Source organism: Streptomyces sp. NPDC001903 (assembly GCF_042891345.1).
Classification (GTDB): Bacteria; Actinomycetota; Actinomycetes; order Streptomycetales; family Streptomycetaceae; genus Streptomyces.
Genome location: NZ_JBIASZ010000002.1, coordinates 60,184 through 80,946 on the forward strand (window position 1 = coordinate 60,184; position 20,763 = coordinate 80,946).

15 protein-coding genes and 3 pseudogenes are annotated in these 20,763 nt (G+C 68.3%); 8 read left to right on the forward strand and 10 right to left on the reverse strand.

Features of this window, described 5'->3' with window-relative positions:
• Positions 1–211: 211 nt before the first annotated feature.
• Complete coding sequence (locus ACFYZS_RS03785) at positions 212–415, reverse strand: cold-shock protein (RefSeq protein WP_030873616.1); 204 nt, start codon at positions 413–415, stop codon at positions 212–214.
• Between the two features lie 1,289 nt (positions 416–1,704).
• Here ACFYZS_RS03785 and ACFYZS_RS03790 point away from each other — a divergent pair.
• The gene (locus ACFYZS_RS03790; RefSeq protein ID WP_389006415.1) at positions 1,705–2,436 is read left to right on the forward strand and encodes an ANTAR domain-containing protein; all 732 of its coding nucleotides are present in this window, start codon (positions 1,705–1,707) and stop codon (positions 2,434–2,436) included.
• Positions 2,437–2,441: 5 nt separating this feature from the next.
• Positions 2,442–3,170, forward strand: a complete 729-nt coding sequence (locus ACFYZS_RS03795; protein WP_389006417.1) for an ANTAR domain-containing protein — start codon at positions 2,442–2,444, stop codon at positions 3,168–3,170.
• 23 nt (positions 3,171–3,193) lie between these two features.
• Here ACFYZS_RS03795 and ACFYZS_RS03800 read toward each other — a convergent pair whose 3' ends face one another.
• Positions 3,194–4,804 carry a hypothetical protein gene (locus tag ACFYZS_RS03800; protein ID WP_389006422.1) on the reverse strand — a complete coding sequence of 537 codons (1,611 nt, stop codon included), beginning with the start codon at positions 4,802–4,804 and terminating at the stop codon, positions 3,194–3,196.
• Positions 4,805–7,199: 2,395 nt separating this feature from the next.
• A complete protein-coding gene (locus ACFYZS_RS03805) occupies positions 7,200–8,384 on the reverse strand; it encodes a barstar family protein (protein ID WP_389006424.1) in 1,185 nt (394 codons plus the stop codon).
• Between the two features lie 856 nt (positions 8,385–9,240).
• On the opposite strand from ACFYZS_RS03805, the gene ACFYZS_RS03810 reads away from it, so the two are divergent.
• Entirely contained in the window at positions 9,241–9,582 is a 342-nt protein-coding gene (locus tag ACFYZS_RS03810; RefSeq protein ID WP_389006426.1) for a hypothetical protein, read from the forward strand.
• A gap of 365 nt (positions 9,583–9,947) precedes the next feature.
• Here ACFYZS_RS03810 and istB read toward each other — a convergent pair.
• The 3 genes and pseudogenes from istB to ACFYZS_RS03825 form a co-directional block, all read right to left on the reverse strand.
• Positions 9,948–10,741, reverse strand: a pseudogene (gene istB / locus ACFYZS_RS03815) (IS21-like element helper ATPase IstB).
• Positions 10,742–10,745: 4 nt separating this feature from the next.
• Positions 10,746–12,143 (reverse strand): transposase, encoded by a 1,398-nt coding sequence (locus ACFYZS_RS03820; RefSeq protein ID WP_389006428.1) that lies wholly within the window; start codon positions 12,141–12,143, stop codon positions 10,746–10,748.
• A 68-nt stretch (positions 12,144–12,211) separates the two neighbouring features.
• Complete coding sequence (locus tag ACFYZS_RS03825) at positions 12,212–12,472, reverse strand: hypothetical protein (RefSeq protein ID WP_389006430.1); 261 nt, start codon at positions 12,470–12,472, stop codon at positions 12,212–12,214.
• A gap of 146 nt (positions 12,473–12,618) precedes the next feature.
• Here ACFYZS_RS03825 and ACFYZS_RS03830 point away from each other — a divergent pair, with 146 nt between their 5' ends.
• Together ACFYZS_RS03830 and ACFYZS_RS03835 are read left to right on the forward strand one after the other, a co-directional pair.
• Positions 12,619–12,990 carry a DUF6193 family natural product biosynthesis protein gene (locus ACFYZS_RS03830; protein ID WP_389006432.1) on the forward strand — a complete coding sequence of 124 codons (372 nt, stop codon included), beginning with the start codon at positions 12,619–12,621 and terminating at the stop codon, positions 12,988–12,990.
• 160 nt (positions 12,991–13,150) lie between these two features.
• Positions 13,151–14,340 (forward strand): annotated as a pseudogene (locus ACFYZS_RS03835) (IS110 family transposase).
• Positions 14,341–14,455: 115 nt separating this feature from the next.
• On the opposite strand, the gene ACFYZS_RS03840 reads toward ACFYZS_RS03835, so the two are convergent.
• The 3 genes from ACFYZS_RS03840 to ACFYZS_RS03850 all read right to left on the reverse strand — a co-directional run bounded on the left by ACFYZS_RS03840 (position 14,456) and on the right by ACFYZS_RS03850 (position 16,627).
• Positions 14,456–14,776: a hypothetical protein gene (locus ACFYZS_RS03840; RefSeq protein WP_389006434.1), complete on the reverse strand. Its 321-nt coding sequence runs from the start codon at positions 14,774–14,776 to the stop codon at positions 14,456–14,458.
• Positions 14,777–15,429: 653 nt separating this feature from the next.
• Complete coding sequence (locus tag ACFYZS_RS03845) at positions 15,430–15,864, reverse strand: hypothetical protein (RefSeq protein ID WP_389006436.1); 435 nt, start codon at positions 15,862–15,864, stop codon at positions 15,430–15,432.
• A gap of 34 nt (positions 15,865–15,898) precedes the next feature.
• On the reverse strand, positions 15,899–16,627 hold the full coding sequence (locus tag ACFYZS_RS03850; RefSeq protein ID WP_389006438.1) for a helix-turn-helix transcriptional regulator: 729 nt from the start codon (positions 16,625–16,627) through the stop codon (positions 15,899–15,901).
• Positions 16,628–17,134: 507 nt separating this feature from the next.
• Here ACFYZS_RS03850 and ACFYZS_RS03855 point away from each other — a divergent pair.
• Positions 17,135–17,311 carry a hypothetical protein gene (locus ACFYZS_RS03855; RefSeq protein WP_389006440.1) on the forward strand — a complete coding sequence of 59 codons (177 nt, stop codon included), beginning with the start codon at positions 17,135–17,137 and terminating at the stop codon, positions 17,309–17,311.
• A 12-nt stretch (positions 17,312–17,323) separates the two neighbouring features.
• On the opposite strand, the pseudogene ACFYZS_RS03860 reads toward ACFYZS_RS03855, so the two are convergent.
• Positions 17,324–17,604 (reverse strand): annotated as a pseudogene (locus tag ACFYZS_RS03860) (IS5/IS1182 family transposase); the annotation flags it as partial.
• Positions 17,605–18,533: 929 nt separating this feature from the next.
• On the opposite strand from ACFYZS_RS03860, the gene ACFYZS_RS03865 reads away from it, so the two are divergent.
• Entirely contained in the window at positions 18,534–19,136 is a 603-nt protein-coding gene (locus ACFYZS_RS03865) for a hypothetical protein (protein ID WP_389006442.1), read from the forward strand.
• Positions 19,137–19,642: 506 nt separating this feature from the next.
• Positions 19,643–20,731, forward strand: a complete 1,089-nt coding sequence (locus tag ACFYZS_RS03870; protein ID WP_389006444.1) for a hypothetical protein — start codon at positions 19,643–19,645, stop codon at positions 20,729–20,731.
• Positions 20,732–20,763: the final 32 nt, after the last annotated feature.

Below are 20,763 nucleotides of genomic sequence, written 5' to 3' on the forward strand. Positions count from 1 at the left end.
ACGGGGAATCCGTGGGCTCAGACGCCGAAGTACGGCGGCACCGCGTGGGTGCGACAACCAGGAAAATGAAATCGGGTGCAGCTCCGAGAGGGCCAGTCGGCCGGATCTCTCAACGCTTGACCGCCGCGGGTGGACACACCGCGGGAAATGCATGCAGCTGGGGCCCGCACCCCGAGGGATGCGGGCCCCAGCTGCAGAACGCGTGCCGGCGTCAGGCGGGAACGATGTTCTCGGCCGTCGGGCCCTTCTGGCCCTGCGCGATGTCGAAGGTGACCTTCTGACCCTCGTTCAGCTCACGGAAGCCCTGGGCGGCGATGTTCGAGTAGTGGGCGAACACGTCAGCGCCGCCACCTTCCTGCTCGATGAAGCCGAAGCCCTTTTCCGCGTTGAACCACTTCACGGTACCAGCAGCCATGTCATATCTCCTTTGGGGCAATACACCGACGTCTGCACCGTGCGGACGTCGTGTCGCCGCGATGATGCCCCACCCGGAAATGACCGGGAAATGCAAAACACATCCTGCGGGCCGAAGTCCGACTGGAGGCGCTTGAAGTTATTGGGTACCAAAACTGCAACCGAGATCGACAGTAGCACGCTGAGACGGTCTGCGTGCGTTGAATATTTCCGGCCGCCGCATGGCGGTAGAAACCCTCCTCGCGGCATCCGTTAAATCCTGAGCTCGCGGTGACAGATATTGATTCAACCCGGGCGCAGCGTTTATAGGTGATTGCCGTCGACTGCAGGGTGCGGCCGCGAGGCCGTTGGCCGGTTGGCCGGTTGGCCGGTTGGCCGGTTGCGGACGTTGGACGGTGCCGATGTGGCGGACCGCTGGTGCGGTCCTCGCAGTGGTGAGGTCCTGTACGACGACGAACACGAAGTCGCTGCCGGGGAGGCGGCCCGGGAGCCCGGAGCGGGGAGACGGCGAGATCGAGGTGGAGGGGCAGGCTGTGGGACCGGACGGTGATCACGGCCCGGATGTCGGCGTCGATGAGGGGCCGGCCCTCGACAGTGGGCCGCCGGGTGAGGCGAGACTCGCAGCCCTCGGGCGAAAGGTCCCCGATCAAGGGCTGGCGTCCGGAGCGGAGAAGTGGCCTCTGCGCCCGGGGTCGTGGTGTGGGGCAGATCGCCGAAGAAGCCCCGCCTGCAGGTCCCGCCGGAGCCGACCTTCCCGCCGTTGCCCGGGGCACCCCCACGGAACGTGCCGTCGCAGCCTCCGCCGCCGCCGGCACCTGCGCTGCCGTCCCGCCCGGCTGCTCCGCCGCCTCCAGCGGCGGCATTGGCACACGTCTGGTTGAGGAAGTCGACGGGCCCGAGGCGGACCCCAACGACGGTCGTGTCCTTGGAGGCGCTACCGCTCCGACCTGCGTGGCCGGTCCATCCCCTCGCGCCGTCGGAGCCCCTGAAGTTGATACCGCCCGCGCCTCCCGGATCGGTGCCGTCCCTGCCCGATCCACCCGAGCCCCCGGGGCAGAGCGGGCGCCGGCACGGCCGTCATCGTGACGGCTCATGCGGCGCCCCGGTCCATCCGTGACGCAGTGCATTCACACGAACGCGTCCGGAGTGACGTTTCCCCCCTGACACCGGACCGAGACGGCCACCGTCCCGGCGCTTCCAGCAGAGTGGAGACGGCCGGCCGAGCCCTGAGCGGGGTCTAAGCTGGAGGCAACCTCGCGGCCTGCGAGTCGGGGCGGGGAGGTGAGGAACATGCCGGGCAGTGACGAGATGGCCCAGGTCCTCGCTCAGCTCCGTCCCGAAACGGGCAGCTCGGACTTCTTCGGAGGTGACCCGGCCCGCTGCGCCGTCGTCCTGGGCTTCGACGGCCTCGCGGTCTCCCTGACCACTGCGCAGGGGTTCAGCGAGCTGGTGTGGTGTTCACCCGGTGTCAGCGCGGACCTCGAGGACTTGCAGTTCACGCTCGGTCAGGGCCCTGCCTGGGACGCCGCCGCGCGCCTCACCGCCGTGAGCGAGCCCGAACTGAGCACCGTAGAAGCGGGTCGCTGGCCGATGCTGCTGGGCGAGGCGGTCGCGCTCGGCGTGCGCGCGGTGTTCTGCATGCCGTTGCACCTGGGCGGCGCATGCCTGGGCACGGTGACCTTCCAGCGTGCCGTCCCCGGCCCGATGACGGCCCGGGCCGTCTTGGACGCCCGGATCCTGGCGGCCGCCATGCTCGCCGTCATCCTCGACAGACCCCCCGACCCGGGGGTCTCCGCCACCGCGGAGGGGCACACCCAGTTCCACCGTGCGGCCGTGCACCAAGCCACTGGAATGATCAGCGTGCAAGCAGACGTCACCCTGCCCCAGGCCCTGCTGCTCCTGCGCGCCTATTCCTACCGCCACGCCCGCCCCGTCGCCGACGTCGCCGCGGACGTGGTGGCCCGGCGGGTGCATTTTCGAGAACTGCCGGAGCCGGACGCATCTGGCCGAACGAAGGAGTGAAGGCCATGAACCGCGAAGCCCGCGTCCTGGAAGTCGTCATCGAAGCCGTAGACACGGTGCTCGACGACTTCGACCTGATCGACTTCCTTCAGCGACTGTGCGAACGCTGCGTCGAACTCCTCGACGTCTCCGCCGCAGGCGTCATGCTCGTCGACAACAGCGACACCCTCCAGCTGATCGCCGCCTCCGACGAGCACACACGGCTGCTGGAACTCTTCGCCCTCCAGCACGATGAGGGCCCCTGCGTCGAATGCCACCGCACCGGCCAGATCTGGCTCAATGTCGACCTCAACACCCCTGCGGCCACGGTCGGCTTCCCCGCCTTCGCCGCCCGCGCACGCGCTGCCGGGTTCGCCACCACCCATGCCCTGCCCATGCGCCTGCGCCACCATGTCATCGGCGCACTCAACCTCTTCCACCAGGACACCCGCACGCTCACCCCAGCCGACGTACGCCTGGCACAGGCCCTCGCCGACGTCGCGACCATCGCCATCCTCCAGCAGCGCACGATCGACCGCCAGATCGCCGAGCACCAGCAGCTGGAAGCGGCGCTGAACAGCCGCATCACCATCGAGCAGGCCAAGGGCATCCTCGCCGAACGCTGGCGGACCGACCCCGACGGCGCGTTCACCGCACTGCGCCGCCACGCCCGCAGCCACCGGATCAAACTCTCCGACCTCGCCGCGCAGATCGCCGCCGGCACCCTCGACACGGACGACATCGACCGCTCCTGAGCCGAGGCGTGGGACGGCCGGGCTCAGTTGGTGCGGAGACTGGGGAGGTGCGTGCCGATGTATCCGATGTGGATCTGTCTGGTGCGGCCGCCGGTGTCGTCGTAGAGGTGCAGCCGCGGGGCCGGGGGGCGGCCGGAGCCGATCCGGACGTGCTCACCCATGAAGACCCGGCCCGAAGGGTGGATGGTGTGCGGCACGGGGAAGCAACGGGCCTCGTGCAGGCGGGGACTGGCCATGAGGCGTGCGGATTCGCGGGGGGCGTGGCGCGTCGGGGGGAAGAGGGTGGCGGCATCCGGCCAGCGCAGGTAGGCGCCCAGGTGCGGCAGGAGTTGGGGGCCGTGTGCGGTCTTCGCCGCGGCGTAGCTGTTCAAGGTGCCCAGGGTCTGCCAGGTGCGGCGGATCCAGACCTGTTCGAGGGGGTGGCCGCGCAAGGGGCGGGTGGTCTCGGTGATGTCCGCGAGGACGAGATGGACGCACTCGTGGCGTGTCTGGTGAGCGAGATCTTCCCAGTTGTTCGGTACGACCTCGGTCAGTGCCCGGGCGGAGGCGGGGCGGGGAGCGGCGCGCTGTGAGCGGAGGTGGTTGATCTCTACGGTCTGAGCGTCGAGTAGTTCCTCTGCGGCCTCCGCGTCCCGTTCTGCGGCTCGGAGGCGTCGGCCGACGGCGTGCAGTGCGGCGGCCAGGGCTCCCGAACGGATTCTTGTGGCGAGGGCGGCGAACCGTGCTCGCGCGTCCTGGAGTTCTTCGGTCACGGCTCGTTCGCGGCTCTCCGCTTCACGAGTTGCCCTCAGCGCGTCCTCGAGCGCGCCCCCGATGGTGCGTGTCAGTGCCCGCTCCTCGGCGCGCCGCGCGGTGAGAGCCTCCGTCGGCAGCCGCTGCTCCCCCAGAGTCGCCACGAGACGGCTCAGGCGTTCCCCATCGGATTCCGCGAGCCAGGCGGTGCGCAGGTGGTGGACCCGGTCCAGGACGCGGCTGCTCGTCGGCCAGGGCTCGTTCGCGTAGCGGACGACGACATCGACGAGGGGTGCGGGATCCCGGGTCAAGTCACCCTTGACAGCGCGGGTTTCGGGGATGGTCGCGGGCCGGGGCGGGCGGGAGGGCAGGATCAGGGCGCCGCCCTCGGGCAGCTTCACACCGGTCGACCGCACGAGACGGTTGACGGACCGCCGCTGCGCGCCGAGGACCCGGTACTCCAGGACCCGGCCCGTCAGACCGGGCGGAAGGCCCTCGAGTACGCGCGTGTCGGCGAAGGTGGTGCGGTCACCGTCGTGGACGAGGACACTGATCGAGGAGGGACTCGCGGAGGTCTCCCGTAGCCAGTCGCGCGTGCCAGCGGTTCCGGGCACCGGGTTCGGATGGGCGAAGCGGACGGCGGTGGACTGGTCGCAGATGTCCCACAGCAGGTCCGGGGTGCCTAACAGGGCCGGCGGTGAAGGCCATTCCCAGGCCCGGGGCCGGCCGGCCGTGGCCTTCAACTCGTAGCGGGATCCGCCCTGTTCCGGAACGTCCCGCACGCTCAGGCGTACTCGTAACGGTACGTCGCCTGCGACCGGCCAGCGGATGTGGAAGTCCGCGGCCTGTTCACCGGCGGGGATGTCATGGAGGAAGTCCCCGATGATCCCGCGTGTTGTCACCCCCTCAAGGTGGCCATGGACCAGGGCCGCAGCCTCTGTTCCCACGCACCATCCACGGTTGGCCCAGGCCGTCACGGGCAGGACGGCCGGCTTCGGTGATTCGGTCACGCTCTAATACCCCAGGAGGTCGGGAACGGCCGCTGAGGCTCGACTCGGACAGCCTTCTCGACCCATGCGGAAGGTGCACATCCGTAGGTCAGAACCGGTTGCCATGACGGATGGGGCCAAAGCGGTCAGTGCGGGCGGCTGAATGGAGAGATGGGACAGGGCGATCCGGGACAGGGACCGCCGACAGGACTCCGACTCGTATGCCCATGCCGAGGCAACGCCGAGGGGCCACGGCAGCGAGCCGTGCACACCAACGAGGCAGAGATGATCACGGGGGCGCGGTGATCGGCGGAAGTCCCTCCACTGCCACGGGGTCTGGGTGGCGCGGAAAGGCGGATGATCACGGGGTCTGGGTGATCGACGGCCGGCCTCAGGCCGGACCCGGACGAACTGCGCCGTCACGTGCGGGAGGCACGGACGGGCAGCGTCGCCGGGCCCGCCTGCGGCCGGCCGGGACTGATTCTGCCCATCGACACACGGCTGCCACGACCAAGACCGCGAGGATTCACACGAATGGTTTAGAAGTAACGATTCCTGGAAGCGGCCTTCCGGTTCAAGCTCTGCTCCGGCCCGGCGGTCACGAGGCGGGTCCGCGGCAAAGACTCTGACCGCGTAGTCGTCGCGTGCCGCTCCCGCACCGGTATGGCCCGTCGTCCCCCTGTGGCCTGCACACCGCGAGGACTACAGCATCTGTTCGGCGTGTGCGGTGGCCGTGCGGTGCAGCACGGGTACGAGGGGGCGCAGGCAGTACAGCGTCTTGCCGAGCCACAGGGCGGTCTGCCGTGCCGGGCGGGTGGTGAGGTGGGTGTGGGCGGCGCCGAGAGCATCGATCGCCTTGGGAGCGTATGCGCGGGCATGGCTGTGCGCAGCGGTGGCCAGGCCGTGGACGGCGTACGCGGTTTCCTCGGTGGTGGAGCCGTACAGTCCCCAGCCGCCGTCCGGGTTCTGGGTGGTCAGCAGGGTCTCGACCGCTTCCGTGCAGAGGGCGGCCGCGAGGGGGTGGTCGATCCCCGCCGTGATGCGGGCCAGTTCACCGTGGGGGTAGGTCGGGGACAGGTGCCACTTGCACAGTGTCCGCCTTCGGCGACGGCGTGGGAGAGCCAGCGCAGGACCTGGGTCAGCCGGTCGTGTCGTCCGTCGAGGGCGAGTACGGCCGCCACGTGGATGTTGGTGGTGGTCGACGGGTCGTGTTCGAAGAGGAAGGTCCGGTAGCAGGCCTGGAACGGGTCGTAGAGCGTGTCGAGACAGGTGGAGTCGGGAACGCTCCGGCCTGTGATCCGTGCGGCGAGCATGGCGCAGGCGGTGCTGTCGCTGTCGCTGTCGCTGTCGCTGTCGCCCGGGATGGTGAGCCCTCCGTCCAGTGTGCTGACCGTGCAGAGCAGGCCAGAGGGGTTGTTCCAGGTCCGCGCGGAGCGCGTCCAGTGCTGCCGGGGCGGGTGTGGGCGTGGTTCCCGCCACGTGTTCGAACATGACGGTCCAGGCAGTGGCGAAGTGGGGACCCGGTCGAGGTAGCCGCGAGGGACACGGCAGGTGTGCAGGTAGCGACGGAGTCGTTCGACGTGCTCGGAGGTCGCGTTCTTGCCACGGCGCTCGACTTCGAGGAGGAAGAACGCCGAAGCGGCGGGCGCGTTGGATATGGATCCGTTGGGGGCCTGGAGCGACAGCACTGGCCCGTCGCCGGCTCGCCGGCACCGAGCCGGTCCCCCACCATCGCGTCACTCCTTCGGGGTCGGCCCGCCCACCGACGGCTCCCGGGCCGGACGGTTCAGCAGAGCCATCCACGTACGACCCCCTGGCCTTCCATCAGCGCACTCGGGCCGCCGGCTCCGTGCCCGCCACTCCTGACCGCGGTGCGCGAAGGGCCGCCACCCCCCACGGGTAGCGGCCCTTCGCCCACCGCGTCGACTACGGGGCCGGGGTGAACTCCACGACGGTGTCGCCGCAGCCCCGCCGCGATGTCCAGCAGCCGCTCACGCTCCACCCACCAGCGGACAGGCCCCGGCGGAGCTTGTCCTCAGTCCACTCCTTGCCATACCGACACAGCGCCCCCGGAGCCAGCGGTTCCCACTGCGCCGGGTCCTTGTCTCCCTTGCCCCCGGTTCGTGGCCGCCGTCACCGCCACCAGCGACGACAACTGCCCCTGATCGTTGGCGTACGCCTCCCGCCGCTTCGCGGTCCAGGCGCTGGCGCCAGCTGGCGGGGAGCGTCATTCCAAGCGCGCGGTATTCGTGTGGCCGGTTCGGCAGTCCCATCAGAGTGGTGCTGCTCCGCGAGGTGGTCGGTGGATTCACCGGAGGACAACGGTGACGCCGCGGCTCTCGAGGAGTTGCACGGCTTCCTCGAAGTAGGTGAGCTTTCCGCCGTGCTCGAGGGTGAAGTTCAATGCATGGCGAGCGATGTCGGCGTCATGCCAGATCAAGGTGAAGGGCCCGATAACGCCGCGTTGACCGCCCAGGCAGTCATTGAGATCGTCGAGTCCTCGTCCGAACCAGCGGCCGGGACCGATGAGTGCTTCGCCCAGCGCGCAATAGAGGCCCGGCTCGTCGGTGATGAATCGTCCCTCAAGGTGATGGGTTCCCCCAGTCCGATCCGGCTCGCCGCCTGGATGAGGGCGTATCAGGGCGAGCCACTCAGCTCGCCCGCCCGTGTCCAGTGAGGCCCACTGGTTGGGCGTCGTCGGGAAGCCCTGGTACCAGGTCTCCCAGATGCGTCGGGCACCCAGCGAGGGTCGATCGTCGTCCCCTCCGTCGGCGAGCGTGATGTCGATCAGGGACCCGCCCAGCACGGATGTACTGACCTTGGCGATCTCCAGACGGACCCAATGGGACCCCATCTCCCGCCCGAACCGGTCCAATGCCACCAGTACCCCCCACTCCTGGGTCCAGGCTTGCGGGTTGCGCAGGGCAGCGAGCAGTCGCTCGCCGGGCTCGCAGCCAATGAGCTGCAAGGGGATGTCTGGGCGGGCCTTGCGCGGGGCGAGGAGGCCGTCGATGCTGTGGCATTCGCCGGTAGGCCCGCCCCTGTAGTCCTCTTCGGCTACTGCAAAACGCGGAACGGCAGGCATGGTGCCAGGGCCGGCGCCGGGCCAGACCTCGCTGTGTTCGATCACGCCGGTACCGACGACGACGTCGACAAGGTTCGGATCGGTCGCGTTGGGCGAGTGCGAGATGACGACCGTGTCCACCAGGGTCCACGCGAACTGGGGGCCCCTCTCATCTGAGACGTCGACGTCCAGATTACCCAAAGACCGCGTGGCCTCGTCAGGGAAGGCGAGCACAGCCTGCCATGGGCCTGCGGGCGTGCACCCGCGCAGAGTCAGGAGTTCACGTGGCGGCGGCACCGGGTCGGCGAACAGTCCCTCGACATCGGCGCACCGCCCCCAGAAGTCGCTCTCAAGGTCAGCGTCCTGGCGGGTCAGAAGGTATCTGACCGGAAAGATTTGATCCCACGTGGCATGGTCCTCGACCCGCACGAAGCCTCCGAAAAGCTGAACCGACTTGGCGGGTCAACGATACGGAGCAACGTTCCCTGGCCTGCCGGAAGGGCCAGTCAGTTCTTGTTCTGATGAAGTCTGCCGATGGTCTGTTGGCGTGCCTGTAGGTAGGTGGTCCAGTCGGTTGCGGCTCGGCGGCGGCACTGCAGCGCGGTGATGACGTGGAGCCCGAGGAGCGGGGCCGGGACCGCCGGCGGCAACTCCTCGGCAAGCTGGATCAGGGCGGTCGCGCATGAGGAACGGATGGCGATGCCGTGTCTGGTCAGGACCCGGGCGAGGGAGACTGGCGGAGCGGTGGGTTCCCGGCCGACTGCCGGGTAAGAGCCAGGTGACGGGCGTATCGCCTCTCCAGCCCTGCCTGGGCTGCTGCTCGATGAGTCGGGTGAGAGGGGTGGCGAGGGGCTGCGGGAGGCGGATCTGAGTGCTGTCGAGGCGGATGATCTGGTGGCCGTCCTGGACGTCGAGGTGCCCGGGGGTGAGGGCCATGATGTGGGTGAGGTGCTGGCCGAACAGCAGGAGTAGGGACCCAGCGGCCCTCACGTCCAAGGGGAGGTCCTCGTCGTGGAGGCACTCCTGGAGGAGGTCCCAGTGGATGTCCTCGTCCATTCCCTCCGGCTCGGCCTTGCATCGGTGAGGGACCAGAAGGTCGCCGGTGTGGCCGCGCCGAGCCGTCCAGACCAGGAAGTCCCGCACTGATGCCGATCCCGAATTCTCCTCAGAGCTACTCTTCGCCCCAGTTGGTTCACGGAGTGAACCAACTGGGGAACGTGGGGAGCGAGCGAGGGCGTGACGTGGTTGCTCTTCGGGTGTCAGAGCTGTGGGGGATGATCGGGCCATGCTGCAAGCGAGAGACGAGCACGGTCGTCAGGCGAGGAACCCGGGGCCCACGGCCTTGAGCCGGATGGTGGCGAACCTCGGCCGGGGCAACGCCTTCGTGATCGTCGAGCGAGTCGACGATGAGGCGGCCGGCGACTGGTATGTGCAGGTGTGGCTCAGGGATGACAACACCTACCAGCTGGAGTTCCGTGACGGGACGGCGGCAGAGCACTACCAGACCCGGACGATCTCCCAGGAAAAGGTGATCGCCGCCCTGAACGGCTGGGCCAAGGGGCGCCTGGACTGGAAGGACGCCTTCATGTGGAACAACATCGGCGCCTGGTTCAAGAACGCCGACTGACCCTGCCCGCCGCCTGAGGCCGACAAGGTCAGTGGCGTGCGGTCGCTCAGCCGCGACGCATGGGGATGACGTCGGGACTCGCTGTGGGGATGGTTGGCCGCGCGGCCTCGGGAGTGGCGAGAAGCGCCACGATGGTGACTGGTTTGTCGCAGTGCGGGCAGTTGCGGATAGCTGTAGGCGTCAGGGGTGTGGGTGCCGGTGACTGCCGCGTGACCACGTCGGTTTCCGCTGTGTTGATGGCTTCGTCGCGTTCACGGCGTCGTCGCCTGGCTGCTTCGGCTTTGCAGCGGGGGGTGCAGTAGGTGTGGCGGGTGGCCTGGGGGTTGGCCTGAAACTGGGTCCAGCAGATGGGGCAGGCCCGGAGTTCAACCACCACGTCCGGTCACCCCTTTGCGGAGGTTGTCGGAGTGGGACTGGTGCGAGCGGAGACGGTAGGACGGTCCGTCGATACCGACGACGGCGGCGCGGTGAAGGAGCCGGTCGAGCATCGCGGCGGCGACGGTCGCGTCGCCGAAGGCGCCGGCCCAATCTGCGATACCGACATTGGTCGTGAGGATCGTGCTCGACTTCAGATACCTCTGGTTGATCACCTGGAAGAGGGCCGAAGCGCCGTCGCCCGGCAGCGGGAGTAGCCCAGTTCGTCGATCACGAGCAGGCGGGGTCCGGCGAAGAACCGCATGATGCTCGACCAGCGGCCTTCGAGTGCGGCCTTGTGGCACTTGGCGGCGAGTTCGGCGGCGGTGGTGAAGTAGACGCGGTGGCCGGCATCGACCGCGGAGCGGGCGAGTGCGACGGCCAGCATCGTCTTGCCGACGCCGGGCGGGCCGACCAGCAGGACGTTGGAGGCGTTGTCAAGGAACCTCAGGGTGGCCAGGTCGCGGATGAGTTTCTCGTCGACGCCGGGCTGGGCGGCGAAGTCGAAGTCGTTCAAGGTCCACGGTTCTGGCAGGCAGGCGAACCGGAGTCGGGAGGAGAGTTTGCGGGCCTCGGTCGCCTCGACTTCGATCTCGAGTAGTTTCTCCAGGGCGGTGGTGAGGGTCATCCGCTCGGCTCGGGCCTGGTCCAGGACGCGGGGAAGGGCTTCGGCGGCGTCGTTGAGTTTCAGATAGGACAGGTGGCCTCGCAGCTGCTGGTAGCGGCGGGCCTCGCTCATCGGCATGGTGTCACTCACTCTCACGCTCCTGGTCTTCGTGGGTGGGGGCCTGCCGGAGCCGGTCGGCGACGGCGGCGTAGTGAGACAGGTCGATGACGACCCGGTTCGCGACGTCTGTTTCAGGTCGGCCGCGAAGCTTTTCGGCTTCCGCCTGGGCTGCGGCCGACGGGGGTCGGCGGACCTTGGTGCGGCAGGGAGCCTTGTCGGAGAACGAGGCGAGAACGGCTCGTTCGAGGGCAATGACGTGTCCGGCGTCCCGGATGGTCTGCCCGGCTCCGTCCGGTGCCCGGCGGTGGTGGGCGATGACCGCTCGGCCGGCGGTGACCACGTGCAGGTCGTCCTCGCCGAGGCGGATCCGGACCGTGACGTGGGCGCCGGTCAGCCCAGGCGGGACGGAGTAGTGGTTGCCGGCGAAGGAGACGAGTCCTTGCGGGCTGACGACGCGGGTCTGCTCCAGCTCGGCGGGGAACGGGCGGGTCGGCAGTTCCAGCAGCGGCTCGGCTTCGGCGAGCGCGGCGACCGTGGTTGAGGCTCCGTCGAGCTTGCGTTTGCGGCTGTCCATCTGGACGGCCAGCTTGTCCACGCCGTTCTGGCCTGCCTCGATGCTGATGCCGTCCGGGACGGTTCGCCACCAGCGTTGGGCCGCTGAGTGGTTGGCTTTCTCAACGACGCCCTTGCGGTTGCCCCGCCGGGGCGGGCAGATGTCGATGCCAGCACCGTAGTACTTCGCGACGGCGGCGAACGCCGGAAGAATCCGTCCGGTCGGCGGGTGACAGACGGTGGCCATCCGGTCGAAGCGCCATCGCCGGGCCGTTCCGCCCAGGCGCCGCAGCACGGCATCGATGGACTGAACCAGGTGCGGGAAGGTCTCCGCCTCCGCGAGCACGGCCCGCCATCGTCCCGAGTGGGCCAGGGCGCCGACGAGGAGATGCGCGTTGGCGCCGACGCCCCACTCTGCCGGCGGATCCGGGAGCTCGACCCAGTCGAACTGGATCTCCTCGCCCGGAGGATGCGCGATGATCGCCACGTCGCGGCCGCTCGAAGCCCGGCATGGTTCGCAGTGGGGTCGCGCTTTATATCGCCGCAGGGCCCGGGTGAAGGTTGAGTAGCCGCCCCAATAGCCGAGTTCCACCACTTCGTCGAAGAGTGTCGAGGCCCACAAATGGGGGTCATCGCTCAGCCGTTGCCGGCAGTACTCCAAGAAGGGCATGAACGCGTCCGGCGATTGACGTCGATAGCCGGAGACTCGCTCGCCGTTCAAGTAGGCGCGGATCGTCTTGCGGTCGTGCCCCAGGTGCCGGGCGATCGCCGAGATCGACCAGCCCTGGCGACGCAGTGCCTGAGCATCCACGTCTTCCTCCCAGGTGAGCATCCAGGGCCCTTCAAACAGGCCGAAGTCCGTGCTCACGCAGGCTCTCCACGACACACCGACACCAGTTCGACACGCCGAAAAGGATCACGCAAAGGGTGGGGAGATCACCTGAGCAGGTTTGGCCACCTGAAGAGCGGCACCTGGGGAGATTCAACGAGCGCCATCAGCACCTCGTAGCGGGTGCTGGGGCCGGCGGCGAGCCACTGATCAAGCTCCAGCTGGGTGGCTTCGGACAAGGTGAGGTCGAGCGAGGCGAGATGTGTCATCGAAGTTTGATCACGCCTGGTCAGGGGCCCCGGCCGTGCGGCAACGACGAGGGCGAGCATGACGCCACGGGTGTTGCGTTCAGGGCTCGCGACCGTCAAAGTTCGATGGCAGGCAATCAAGGTTCGTTGACGCAGGACACCACCAGACTGACCCGTCTCAGCGAACTTCGGTAAGTCTCATCGGAGTTTGACCGCCGGGGCCGGAGCGGGTTGTCGTGACCGAGCCCGGACGTCATGATCACGGGATGGCTGAAGAGACGGTTGTCGAGAAGACCTGGCGCGGAATACTGGAGGGGCACCCTGGGGCGCGGCGGGGGGAGCCTGCGGTCATAGCGGCCGGCTACGCCGAACCTCGGCTACGGGCCCGGTACCCGTTCCCGAGCCACGGGGCGCTCAGCTTTCACCGGAACACGCAGTTCCCGTGGAGCAACGACCTGCCGTACATCGTGGGTGACGCGCAATCGTGCATCGTATACGCGCCGCTGCGCGTGGGCGGCATGCTGGGCGGGTCGCTTACGCCGCGGGAGGCGGCCGCGTTGGTGGTCGTCCATCTGCCCGACGACTGCGGGCCGGCCTTCGAGGGGCCCTGGTCCCAGCCGGACCGCTCTGTCGGCTGAGCCGAGTGCCCAGCCGCAAGACCGGTCAAACTTCCCTACGTTGTTCTGCGGGACCGGGCGAGCCCTTCGTATGGTTGGCTGCGAATGATCGCTCCGTAGGGAATCGACAGCGAGGTCGTCCGTCGGGAGGCACCAGCACACCCCACCGCACGGAGGCACCATGGCCGCGATCTGGGCCGGCATCGACGCAGGCAAGACCCACCACCATGCATTGCGATCGACGAGAGCGGCCGCAGGCTGCTGTCGCGACGCGTCGCCAACCACGAGCCCGAACTCCTCGAACTCCTCAGCAACGTCTTGGCCCTGGGCGACGAGGTGACCTGGGGCATCGAACTGTCCGACGGCAGCGCCGCCCTGGCCATCACCGTCCTCCTCAACCACGACCAGCCGGTGAACTACATCTCCGGCCGGGCCATCCACCGCGCCTCCGAGACCTACCGCGGCGAAGGCAAGACCGACGCCAAAGACGCCGCGGTCATCGCGGACCAGGTCCGTATCCGCCGCGACCTGAACCCCTTACGCACCGGCGACAACACCGTCATCGACCTCAAGATTCTCACCGGTCGCCGCATGGACCTGGTCGTCGACCGCACCCGCACCGTCAACCGGCTGCGGGCCCAGCTCTCTGGGATCTTCCCTGGCCTGGAACGGGCCTTGGACCTCACCAACAAGGGCCCCCTGACCCTGCTGACCGGCTACCAGACTCCAGCAGCCATCCGCCGGCTCGGCACCAAGCGCCTGGAGACCTGGCTCCGGAACCGAAGGGCTCTCCGCGCAGATCAGCTCGCCGAGACTGCGGTCGAGGCCGCCGAACGCCAGCACACCAGCTTGCCCGGGGAGAAGCTGACCGCCCAGATGGTGCATACGTTGGCGAACGAGGTCATGTCCCTCAACCGGCAGGTCTCCGAGCTAGACAAGCTCATCGAGGCCCGGTTTCGCGACCACCGGCACTTCAACGTGATCACCAGCATGCCCGGCCTGGGCGTCATCCTCGGCGCCGAATTCCTGGCCGACACCGGCGGCGACATGACCGCCTTCGGCACCCCCGACCGCCTCGCCGGCTTCGGCGGAGTCGCCCCGGTCCCGCGCGACTCCGGCAAGATCAGCGGCAACCTGCGGCGCCCCCAGCGATACAGCCGGCGACTCCAGCGCGTCTTCTACACCTCCGCACTGTTCAGCATCCGAAAGTGCGAGGAATCCCGCCGGTTCTACGACCGCAAACGAGCTGAGGGCAAGCGCCACACCCAAGCCGTCCTCGCCCTCGCCCGCCGCCGGGTGAACGCCTTGTGGGCTCTCCTCCGTGATGGACGGGCCTACGAGCTCACACCGCCGACGGCCCTCGCGGCTTGACAGAACGCATTAGGAATCGATGAGACTTACCGAACTTCGATGAGACGGGTCATTCCCACTGTGACTGACCGCCATAGTTGGCCAGCTGGACAAACTTGTTGGCCGCAGGCGTGACTCAGCCTCTTCGGTCCTCGACCGTCCATCCGTCGCCCAGGTCGCGGCGCAACGCTTCCAGTACTGCATTGGCCTCACACTGGAACGATTCCTGCTGCTCAGGGGTCCAGGGCGAGGGACCCGCCGGGTGGTCCCAGTCGAGTGAGGACTGGTACAGGTCGGCGAGTCTCGTGAGCTCGTTGCTGATAACCGGAGTGATGGGCAGTTTCTCCGGGGCGCACGGGTACCCGTAAGGGCTGTCGAGGTCGGGTATGTCCGACGGACCTGGCCACAACGGGGTATCGACACCGTACTCGAAGAAGAACCGCAGGTGATGGGGCATGCCTCAGCCTTTCACAGCACTGAGCGCGGCGGACGCAAATGGCACGCCGACCCCACCACCGTCACCCGGGCGTGAACGGGCTGGCCACCAGCGCCTAGGCCACGAAGGACACCTCAGAACAGAGCGGATAGGAGTAACGGCGTCGACGACGGGGCGCTTCAAAGACGAACCTGCCGGATCGCCGGGCCGCACGCGCACCACGCGTCCCCCGGCCAGCGGCACGGAGACACGGTGCCCGGGGGACTCGGGTTCGGGTCGTCAGCCGGCTCCTGCAGTCGGGTCCGGCCCCGAAGCGCGGAACGTCCTGCGTGGTCACGTCAAGGCGCAGCCGTTGGAAGCGAAGCGGGTGGCGGTAGATGCCGCCGTGGTCGACGGCGCGGTCGGCGCTGACCTCGGCGACCCTGGCGGGGTGGACGAGGGTGGTGTCCAGGACGACCCGGCTCCCCCACGTCGCGGAGAAGCGCACACCCTCCCACAGGTGCCCGGGACCGGCCGCTGTCAGGTGCTCGGCGACCTGGCGGGCGGCGTCCGGGCTCAGCCGTACGGTCCGGCCGACCGCGCGCAGCCGGCCACCAGTGTCGTGGTGAGAATGCCGGTGGTTCAGCCGAGAACGTGACGGCTCGCGATTTCCGGTACGCAAGCGTGGAGGGTCGCTACACGGCGAACCGGCGTCGGCCTGTGAGTGACCACACGCCGGAGATCCGCCCATCAGTGATGGAGAACATGTCAATGCCGCTCTTCGTGACAGGTGTGCCTGAGCCATCAACGTAGGTCGCAGTCCACCGGGATGCGAGACGTCCGTGAGCCCCGTCGATAACGGGCGGACCATCGAGGTCGTAGGTCAGTTCGGGAAGAGCCTGGCGGTGGGCGGTGATGAAGGTGAGGAGGGTGCTGCGCTCGAGGGTGGAGTCGGTGCCGGTGCCTTCAACGATGTTGGCGAAACACAGCCGGAACTTGGGGTCGATGATCTGCTCCGCGAGTGCGAGATCGCCGCTCCACAGCGCCGTCCACCCCTCCAGCAGCCTCGTGCCGCTCTCTCGATTCGGCAGGGCGGTTTCGGGGGTGGGGGGCTGGGTTGTCAGATGCATGAGGTGCCTTTCCGTCGTCGTGGGGCACCAGCTTCTATGCTTTGGGCGACAGCCCTATGTCGGTGTTTACGAGTTCCTCGAGAGGGACGAACTCCCAGCCGAGGGTGTCGACGGCGGCAAGATCCGCGGGGCGCGGCGGGGCCGTTTCCGCCAGGGCGTTCGCCTGCTGGATGCGGTCGAGACGGAAGCCGCGTACCGCGGCACGGAGTCGGCACCAGCCGATGAGGTACCAATGGTCGCCGCCCAGGAAACCCATGGGTTCGACGATGCGATCGGTACTGGCGCCCTGCGCGTCGGTGTAGTGCAGGTGTAGGACCTGCCGAGTCGAAAGCGCCTCTCGCAAGGTGTGGGGGACGTTGGTCGGCTGCCGTTGGGAGGCAGTGAGGCGGACACGGTCGGCGAGCTCGTGCATGGCGTGGCGCTCGCGTCGGGGCATGACGGCGAGGACCTTGCGCAGCGCCGAACGAGCATCGCCTGCGAACGGTGTCCCGGACAGCGCGTGCAGTCCCACCGCCAGAGCGGTCGCTTCCGCCGGGGTAATCGTCAAAGGTGGCAGGGTGTGGTCCTTGTCCAGGACATATCCACCGCTGCGGCCTGGCTCGGCGTAGATGGGCACACCGGATAGCTGCAGGGCGTTGAGGTCGCGCTCGATGGTGCGGGGGCTGACATCGAATCGCCCGGCCAGCCACCGGGCGCTCCGCGGGCGGGGCGAAGCTGCACACAATTCTTCCACCAGCGCATACAAACGATCAGTACGGTTCACAGGAAGGGACCGTAGCCCAGAGTCGCAACGTGACCGGAGACGTTTGGGCAGGTAGGTACCTCCGCCCTCCACCACCGCCAGCGAGCATGTTCACTCGTACCCGACTGCGCACACTGAGGTGTACGCCGACACGAAGCGCCGACTGGGCCCGGTGATGCGGACAGCCCTGCCAGGCTGGCGCGATCATCACCGGCGCCGGGCGGGAGGCCACACGTATCCCTGACGCCCGGTGATCGCTTGGTCAGGCATGAAATAGCAATCGCCTCGCCCGTCGCATGGTCACGCTCGCAGCCCTGGCCTCCGCTCCCGTCGCCCTCCTCGGCGCCGCTCACGCCGCCAACACTCCGCCCGCCCACGCCGACAGCCCCGTGAGCGCAGACGAGAACAGGGAGGTGCACGTCGACGAGGTAACGGACCTCCTCAACGGCAAGGAGCACGGCTGGGGCACAGGTCACGGACACAAGACGAACCATCCTCCAAGACGCCGACGAGGACCTGAGCCGGTACATGACCGGCATCGACCTCATCGTCAGCGGCAACATCAACTTCGGCATGAAAACCGCCCGCTATCTCCTGCCCGACTCCCCCTACAGCCTCCGCTGGACCGACAAGCCCAGCGACCGCACACCCGACCCCCTCCCCTACCCCGCCCTCACCTGGTGGTGGAATCAAGCCCGCCCCTAAGAGATCCTCACAAAGGCGTTGGACGTGGCGGTGAGTGATGAGGCAGGTGGAGAGGCCGAGGAAGGCTTCGTGGATGTCGTCGCATCGTTCTCATCGGGTCCGTAGTCGGTGGACGCCGTGGAGCCAGGCGATAGTCCGCTCCACGGCCCACCGGTGGATGCCGAGGCCGGAGCCGTGTGGACGCCGCGGCGGGCGATCACCGGATTGATGCCCAGCGCCCACACAAAGCGGTGGTACTTGTCATGGTCGTAGCCGCGGTTGGCCAGCAGCGGGTCGGGCCGTCGGCGTGGCCTTCGAGGTAGAAGCCGCTACGACTGACGGTGTCGGATGCAACAGGTGTGGCGTCATCGCTGGATCGAGCGGCGTGGCTGAGTGGTCAACTTCGACATGGACCCACGCCTGCGCCCCCTTCCGGTCCCCTGCCTCAGCTACACACCCAGAACCGACGAAAAGCGTGGTGTGAGGGCCCGGCCTTCACAGGGTGCAAGGGGGTCAGGCAACCCGGCATACGCAGGCGCTGCAGCTTCTCAATATTCTCACTCCGGAAGAGCTATACCTGGGGAATTGCCCGGCACCGACAGCGTCGTGGCGTTCATCATGTAGGCCATGAAGAGTGGGCGGGGGCGGCTTGCCGCGTGGCTGTACGGCATGGGGGCGGTGCTGGGGCTCGGTGTGGCGGCGCTGATGCTGCCGGGGGCCAAGCAGGGGGACATTGACCCACTGAGCGCGGTGATCGCCTTGGTGGGGCTGTCCGTCAGCGGGTGGGCTGGGCGTCTTGCCTGGCTCTCGTGGCGGCACCAGGAGACCGACGTCGCGGGCACGGCGAGCAGGCTCGCCGCAGCGGTGCTCGACTCCGAGACCAAGGCCAGAAAGCGGCTGCTGGGCGGGCACGGCAGATCGATCGATCTGGACTTCGTCTATATGCCCGCACCCCATCACAACGCGTCGGGGGCCCGGCACAGGGGGAGTTCACGCCAGGTTGTGGCCTATTACCGCCGACTGCGCCCTGGCCGACTGGTGATCACCGGACCGCCCGGCGCAGGCAAGACCCTGCTCACCCTGGAGCTGGTTCTGGGCTTGCTCCAGGACCGAAGGCCCGACGATCCGGTGCCCGTGCGGCTGTCACTGTCGTCGTGGCACACCCTGCTCGCCCCGGCGTCCGCCGCCCCGTCCGGGCGAGGACCCGACGAAGGCCCTGCGGGAATGGGTCTGTTCACATCTGGTGGACTCCCACCGTCTCTCCCCGGCCGCCGCAGGCGCGCTGTTCGACGCTGGAATGGTGCTGCCGGTGCTCGACGGCCTGGACGAGATGGCCGCGGAGAACGCGCCGGACTACACCTCCCAGGCCCGGCGTGCGCTCGACGCGCTCAACTCCTATCAGCGTGGGCTGGACAGCGCGAAGGTGGTGTTGACCTGCCGCAGCGAGCAGTACCGGGCGCTGGAGTCGGCGCGCGTGTGGCTCAAGGACGCGGCCCGGGTGGACATCAGCAGTGTGCGGCCGGCCAGGGGGCGGGCGTTCATCGAGAGCAGGACGGACGATCCAGCGCGATGGGCCGGGGTACTGGACGAAATCTACGGCTCTGCCGCGACGCCTCTGACCGCGCGGCTCGCCACGCCCTGGCGGCTGACCCTGGCCGCGATCGTGTACGAACAGCGGGACCCGGCCACGGGCTCGTACGTGCGAGACCCCCGGGAACTGGTGGAGCCGAACTTATGGACAGGGTTCGGGTCTGTCCGTTGTCCGCTGTCCGCTGTCCGCTGTGAGGCGGGAACGGTGGTCATGGCGAAGTGTTCCGACAGCGACGAATGGCTCGACTCCTACTGAGGATTTCGGGTTGCCGTCGGGTGGTGCCGGTTGGTGATCCTTGCCGTATGCCGGTGAGGTGAGGTATCCGGAGGGTGGGGGCCTGACCGCTGAGCGTCGGGCGTCTCGTGAGGGAATGCGGCTTCAGGCCGGCGAGAGTTTCGCGGCGGGTGAGAAGGCCGCCTGATCCCTCACACGCCACCGGCGGGCCAGCGTTTGTCCGCCCGCCTCGCCCACGCCCGCCGGGAAGAACGGTTCCCCGACCTCATCGACCCCTTACGCGAGGTCCATGTCCGGCCGGCGTAGCCAAACGCCACGCCGTTCCTGCACGCAGCGCCCGACTGGTTCGCCCTGGACCGGACTGCTGGCCATACCACGGCTCTGTACGGGTGGGCTCCGGCGGGGCGAGTGAGAAGCCCTAAGTCCTTCGATACGGTGACGCCCCATCAGGATCTCTGTGAAGATCCTCCAGAGCCGGGTGTACGGGTCGGCATGCTACGAGAACCCATCCAATGCAAGGAGTACCAATGTCTTCCCCAATCGTCCCCGAAGCCGACGGCACAGAGAACCTGGATCTGCCGCCCGTCGAGGGCACCACGGTGGAGTTCCAAGTCCGGGCCAGCCTGGACAGCAGCGGGTCAGAGGCTTCCAACCTGACCGTGGAGCCTGCGGTTGAGGATGAGCTGATGAAGCTGTCAGGGGATGGGCAGGCGATCTTGCCGGGGGGTGAGTTCGATCCTCTGCTGGTGCGGGCGCTGTCAGGCGGGGAGGTTGTGCCGGGGGCGTCGGTGACGTTCACGGTTCCCTCGGGGGACGCGCTCTTCCCTGGCGGGGTGTCGGTGGTGACGGTGACCGCGGATGGTCTGGGTGTGGCGTCCGCGCCGGTGCTGTGGGCGGGCTCGGGCATTGGGCCGGTGACGGTGACGGTGACCTCGGGTGACGCCGAGCCGGTCACGTTCGAGCTGATGGTGGCGCCTGAGGCTGCGGAGGAGCTGCTGAAGCTGGACGGGGATGGCCAGAGCACGTATCCCTGCCAGAGTTTCCCTCAAGCGTTGGCGGTGCGGGCGCTGTCAGGCGGGGAGGGTGTGCCGTGGGCGGAGATCACCTTCACCGTCTCGGCGTCCGACGCCGCGTTCTTCCCTGGCGGGGTGTCGGTGGTGACGGTGGCCTCGGATGGTCTGGGTGTGGCGACCGCGCCGGTGCTGACCGCAGGCGCGGCCATCGGGCCGGTTACGGTGACGGTGACCTCGGGTGATGCCGAGCCGGTCACGTTCGAGCTGATGGTGGCGCCTGAGGCTGCGGATGAGCTGCTGAAACTGTCGGGGGACGGCCAGAGCGTGTTGCCGGGTGAGGTTTTCGCGCGGGCGTTGCGGGTGCGCGGGTTGTCGGGGGGTGTGGCGGGGGCGGAGGTCACCTTCACTGTCACGCCGCCCGACGCCGCGTTCTTCCCTGGCGGGGTGTCGGTGGTGACCGTGACCACTGATGGTCTGGGCTTCGCGTCCGCGCCGGTGCTGACCGCGGGCATGGCCACCGAGCCGGTTACGGTGACGGTGACCTCGGGTGATGCCGAGCCGGTCATGTTCGAGCTGACCGTGGAGCCTGAGGTTGCGGATTAGCTGCTGAAGCCGGACGGGGAAGGTCAGAGCAC

Bases quoted from the DNA above. Each gene is read 5' to 3' on its own strand.
- ACFYZS_RS03855 (WP_389006440.1), top strand. From the start codon at position 17,135: ATGACCGGCATCGACCTCATCGTCAGCGGCAACATCAACTTCGGCATG.
- ACFYZS_RS03795 (WP_389006417.1), top strand. From the start codon at position 2,442: ATGAACCGCGAAGCCCGCGTCCTGGAAGTCGTCATCGAAGCCGTAGAC.
- ACFYZS_RS03790 (WP_389006415.1), top strand. From the start codon at position 1,705: ATGCCGGGCAGTGACGAGATGGCCCAGGTCCTCGCTCAGCTCCGTCCC.
- ACFYZS_RS03845 (WP_389006436.1), bottom strand. From the start codon at position 15,864: ATGCATCTGACAACCCAGCCCCCCACCCCCGAAACCGCCCTGCCGAAT.
- ACFYZS_RS03785 (WP_030873616.1), bottom strand. From the start codon at position 415: ATGGCTGCTGGTACCGTGAAGTGGTTCAACGCGGAAAAGGGCTTCGGC.
- ACFYZS_RS03830 (WP_389006432.1), top strand. From the start codon at position 12,619: ATGGCTGAAGAGACGGTTGTCGAGAAGACCTGGCGCGGAATACTGGAG.
- ACFYZS_RS03810 (WP_389006426.1), top strand. From the start codon at position 9,241: ATGCTGCAAGCGAGAGACGAGCACGGTCGTCAGGCGAGGAACCCGGGG.
- ACFYZS_RS03840 (WP_389006434.1), bottom strand. From the start codon at position 14,776: ATGCCCCATCACCTGCGGTTCTTCTTCGAGTACGGTGTCGATACCCCG.
- ACFYZS_RS03870 (WP_389006444.1), top strand. From the start codon at position 19,643: ATGTCTTCCCCAATCGTCCCCGAAGCCGACGGCACAGAGAACCTGGAT.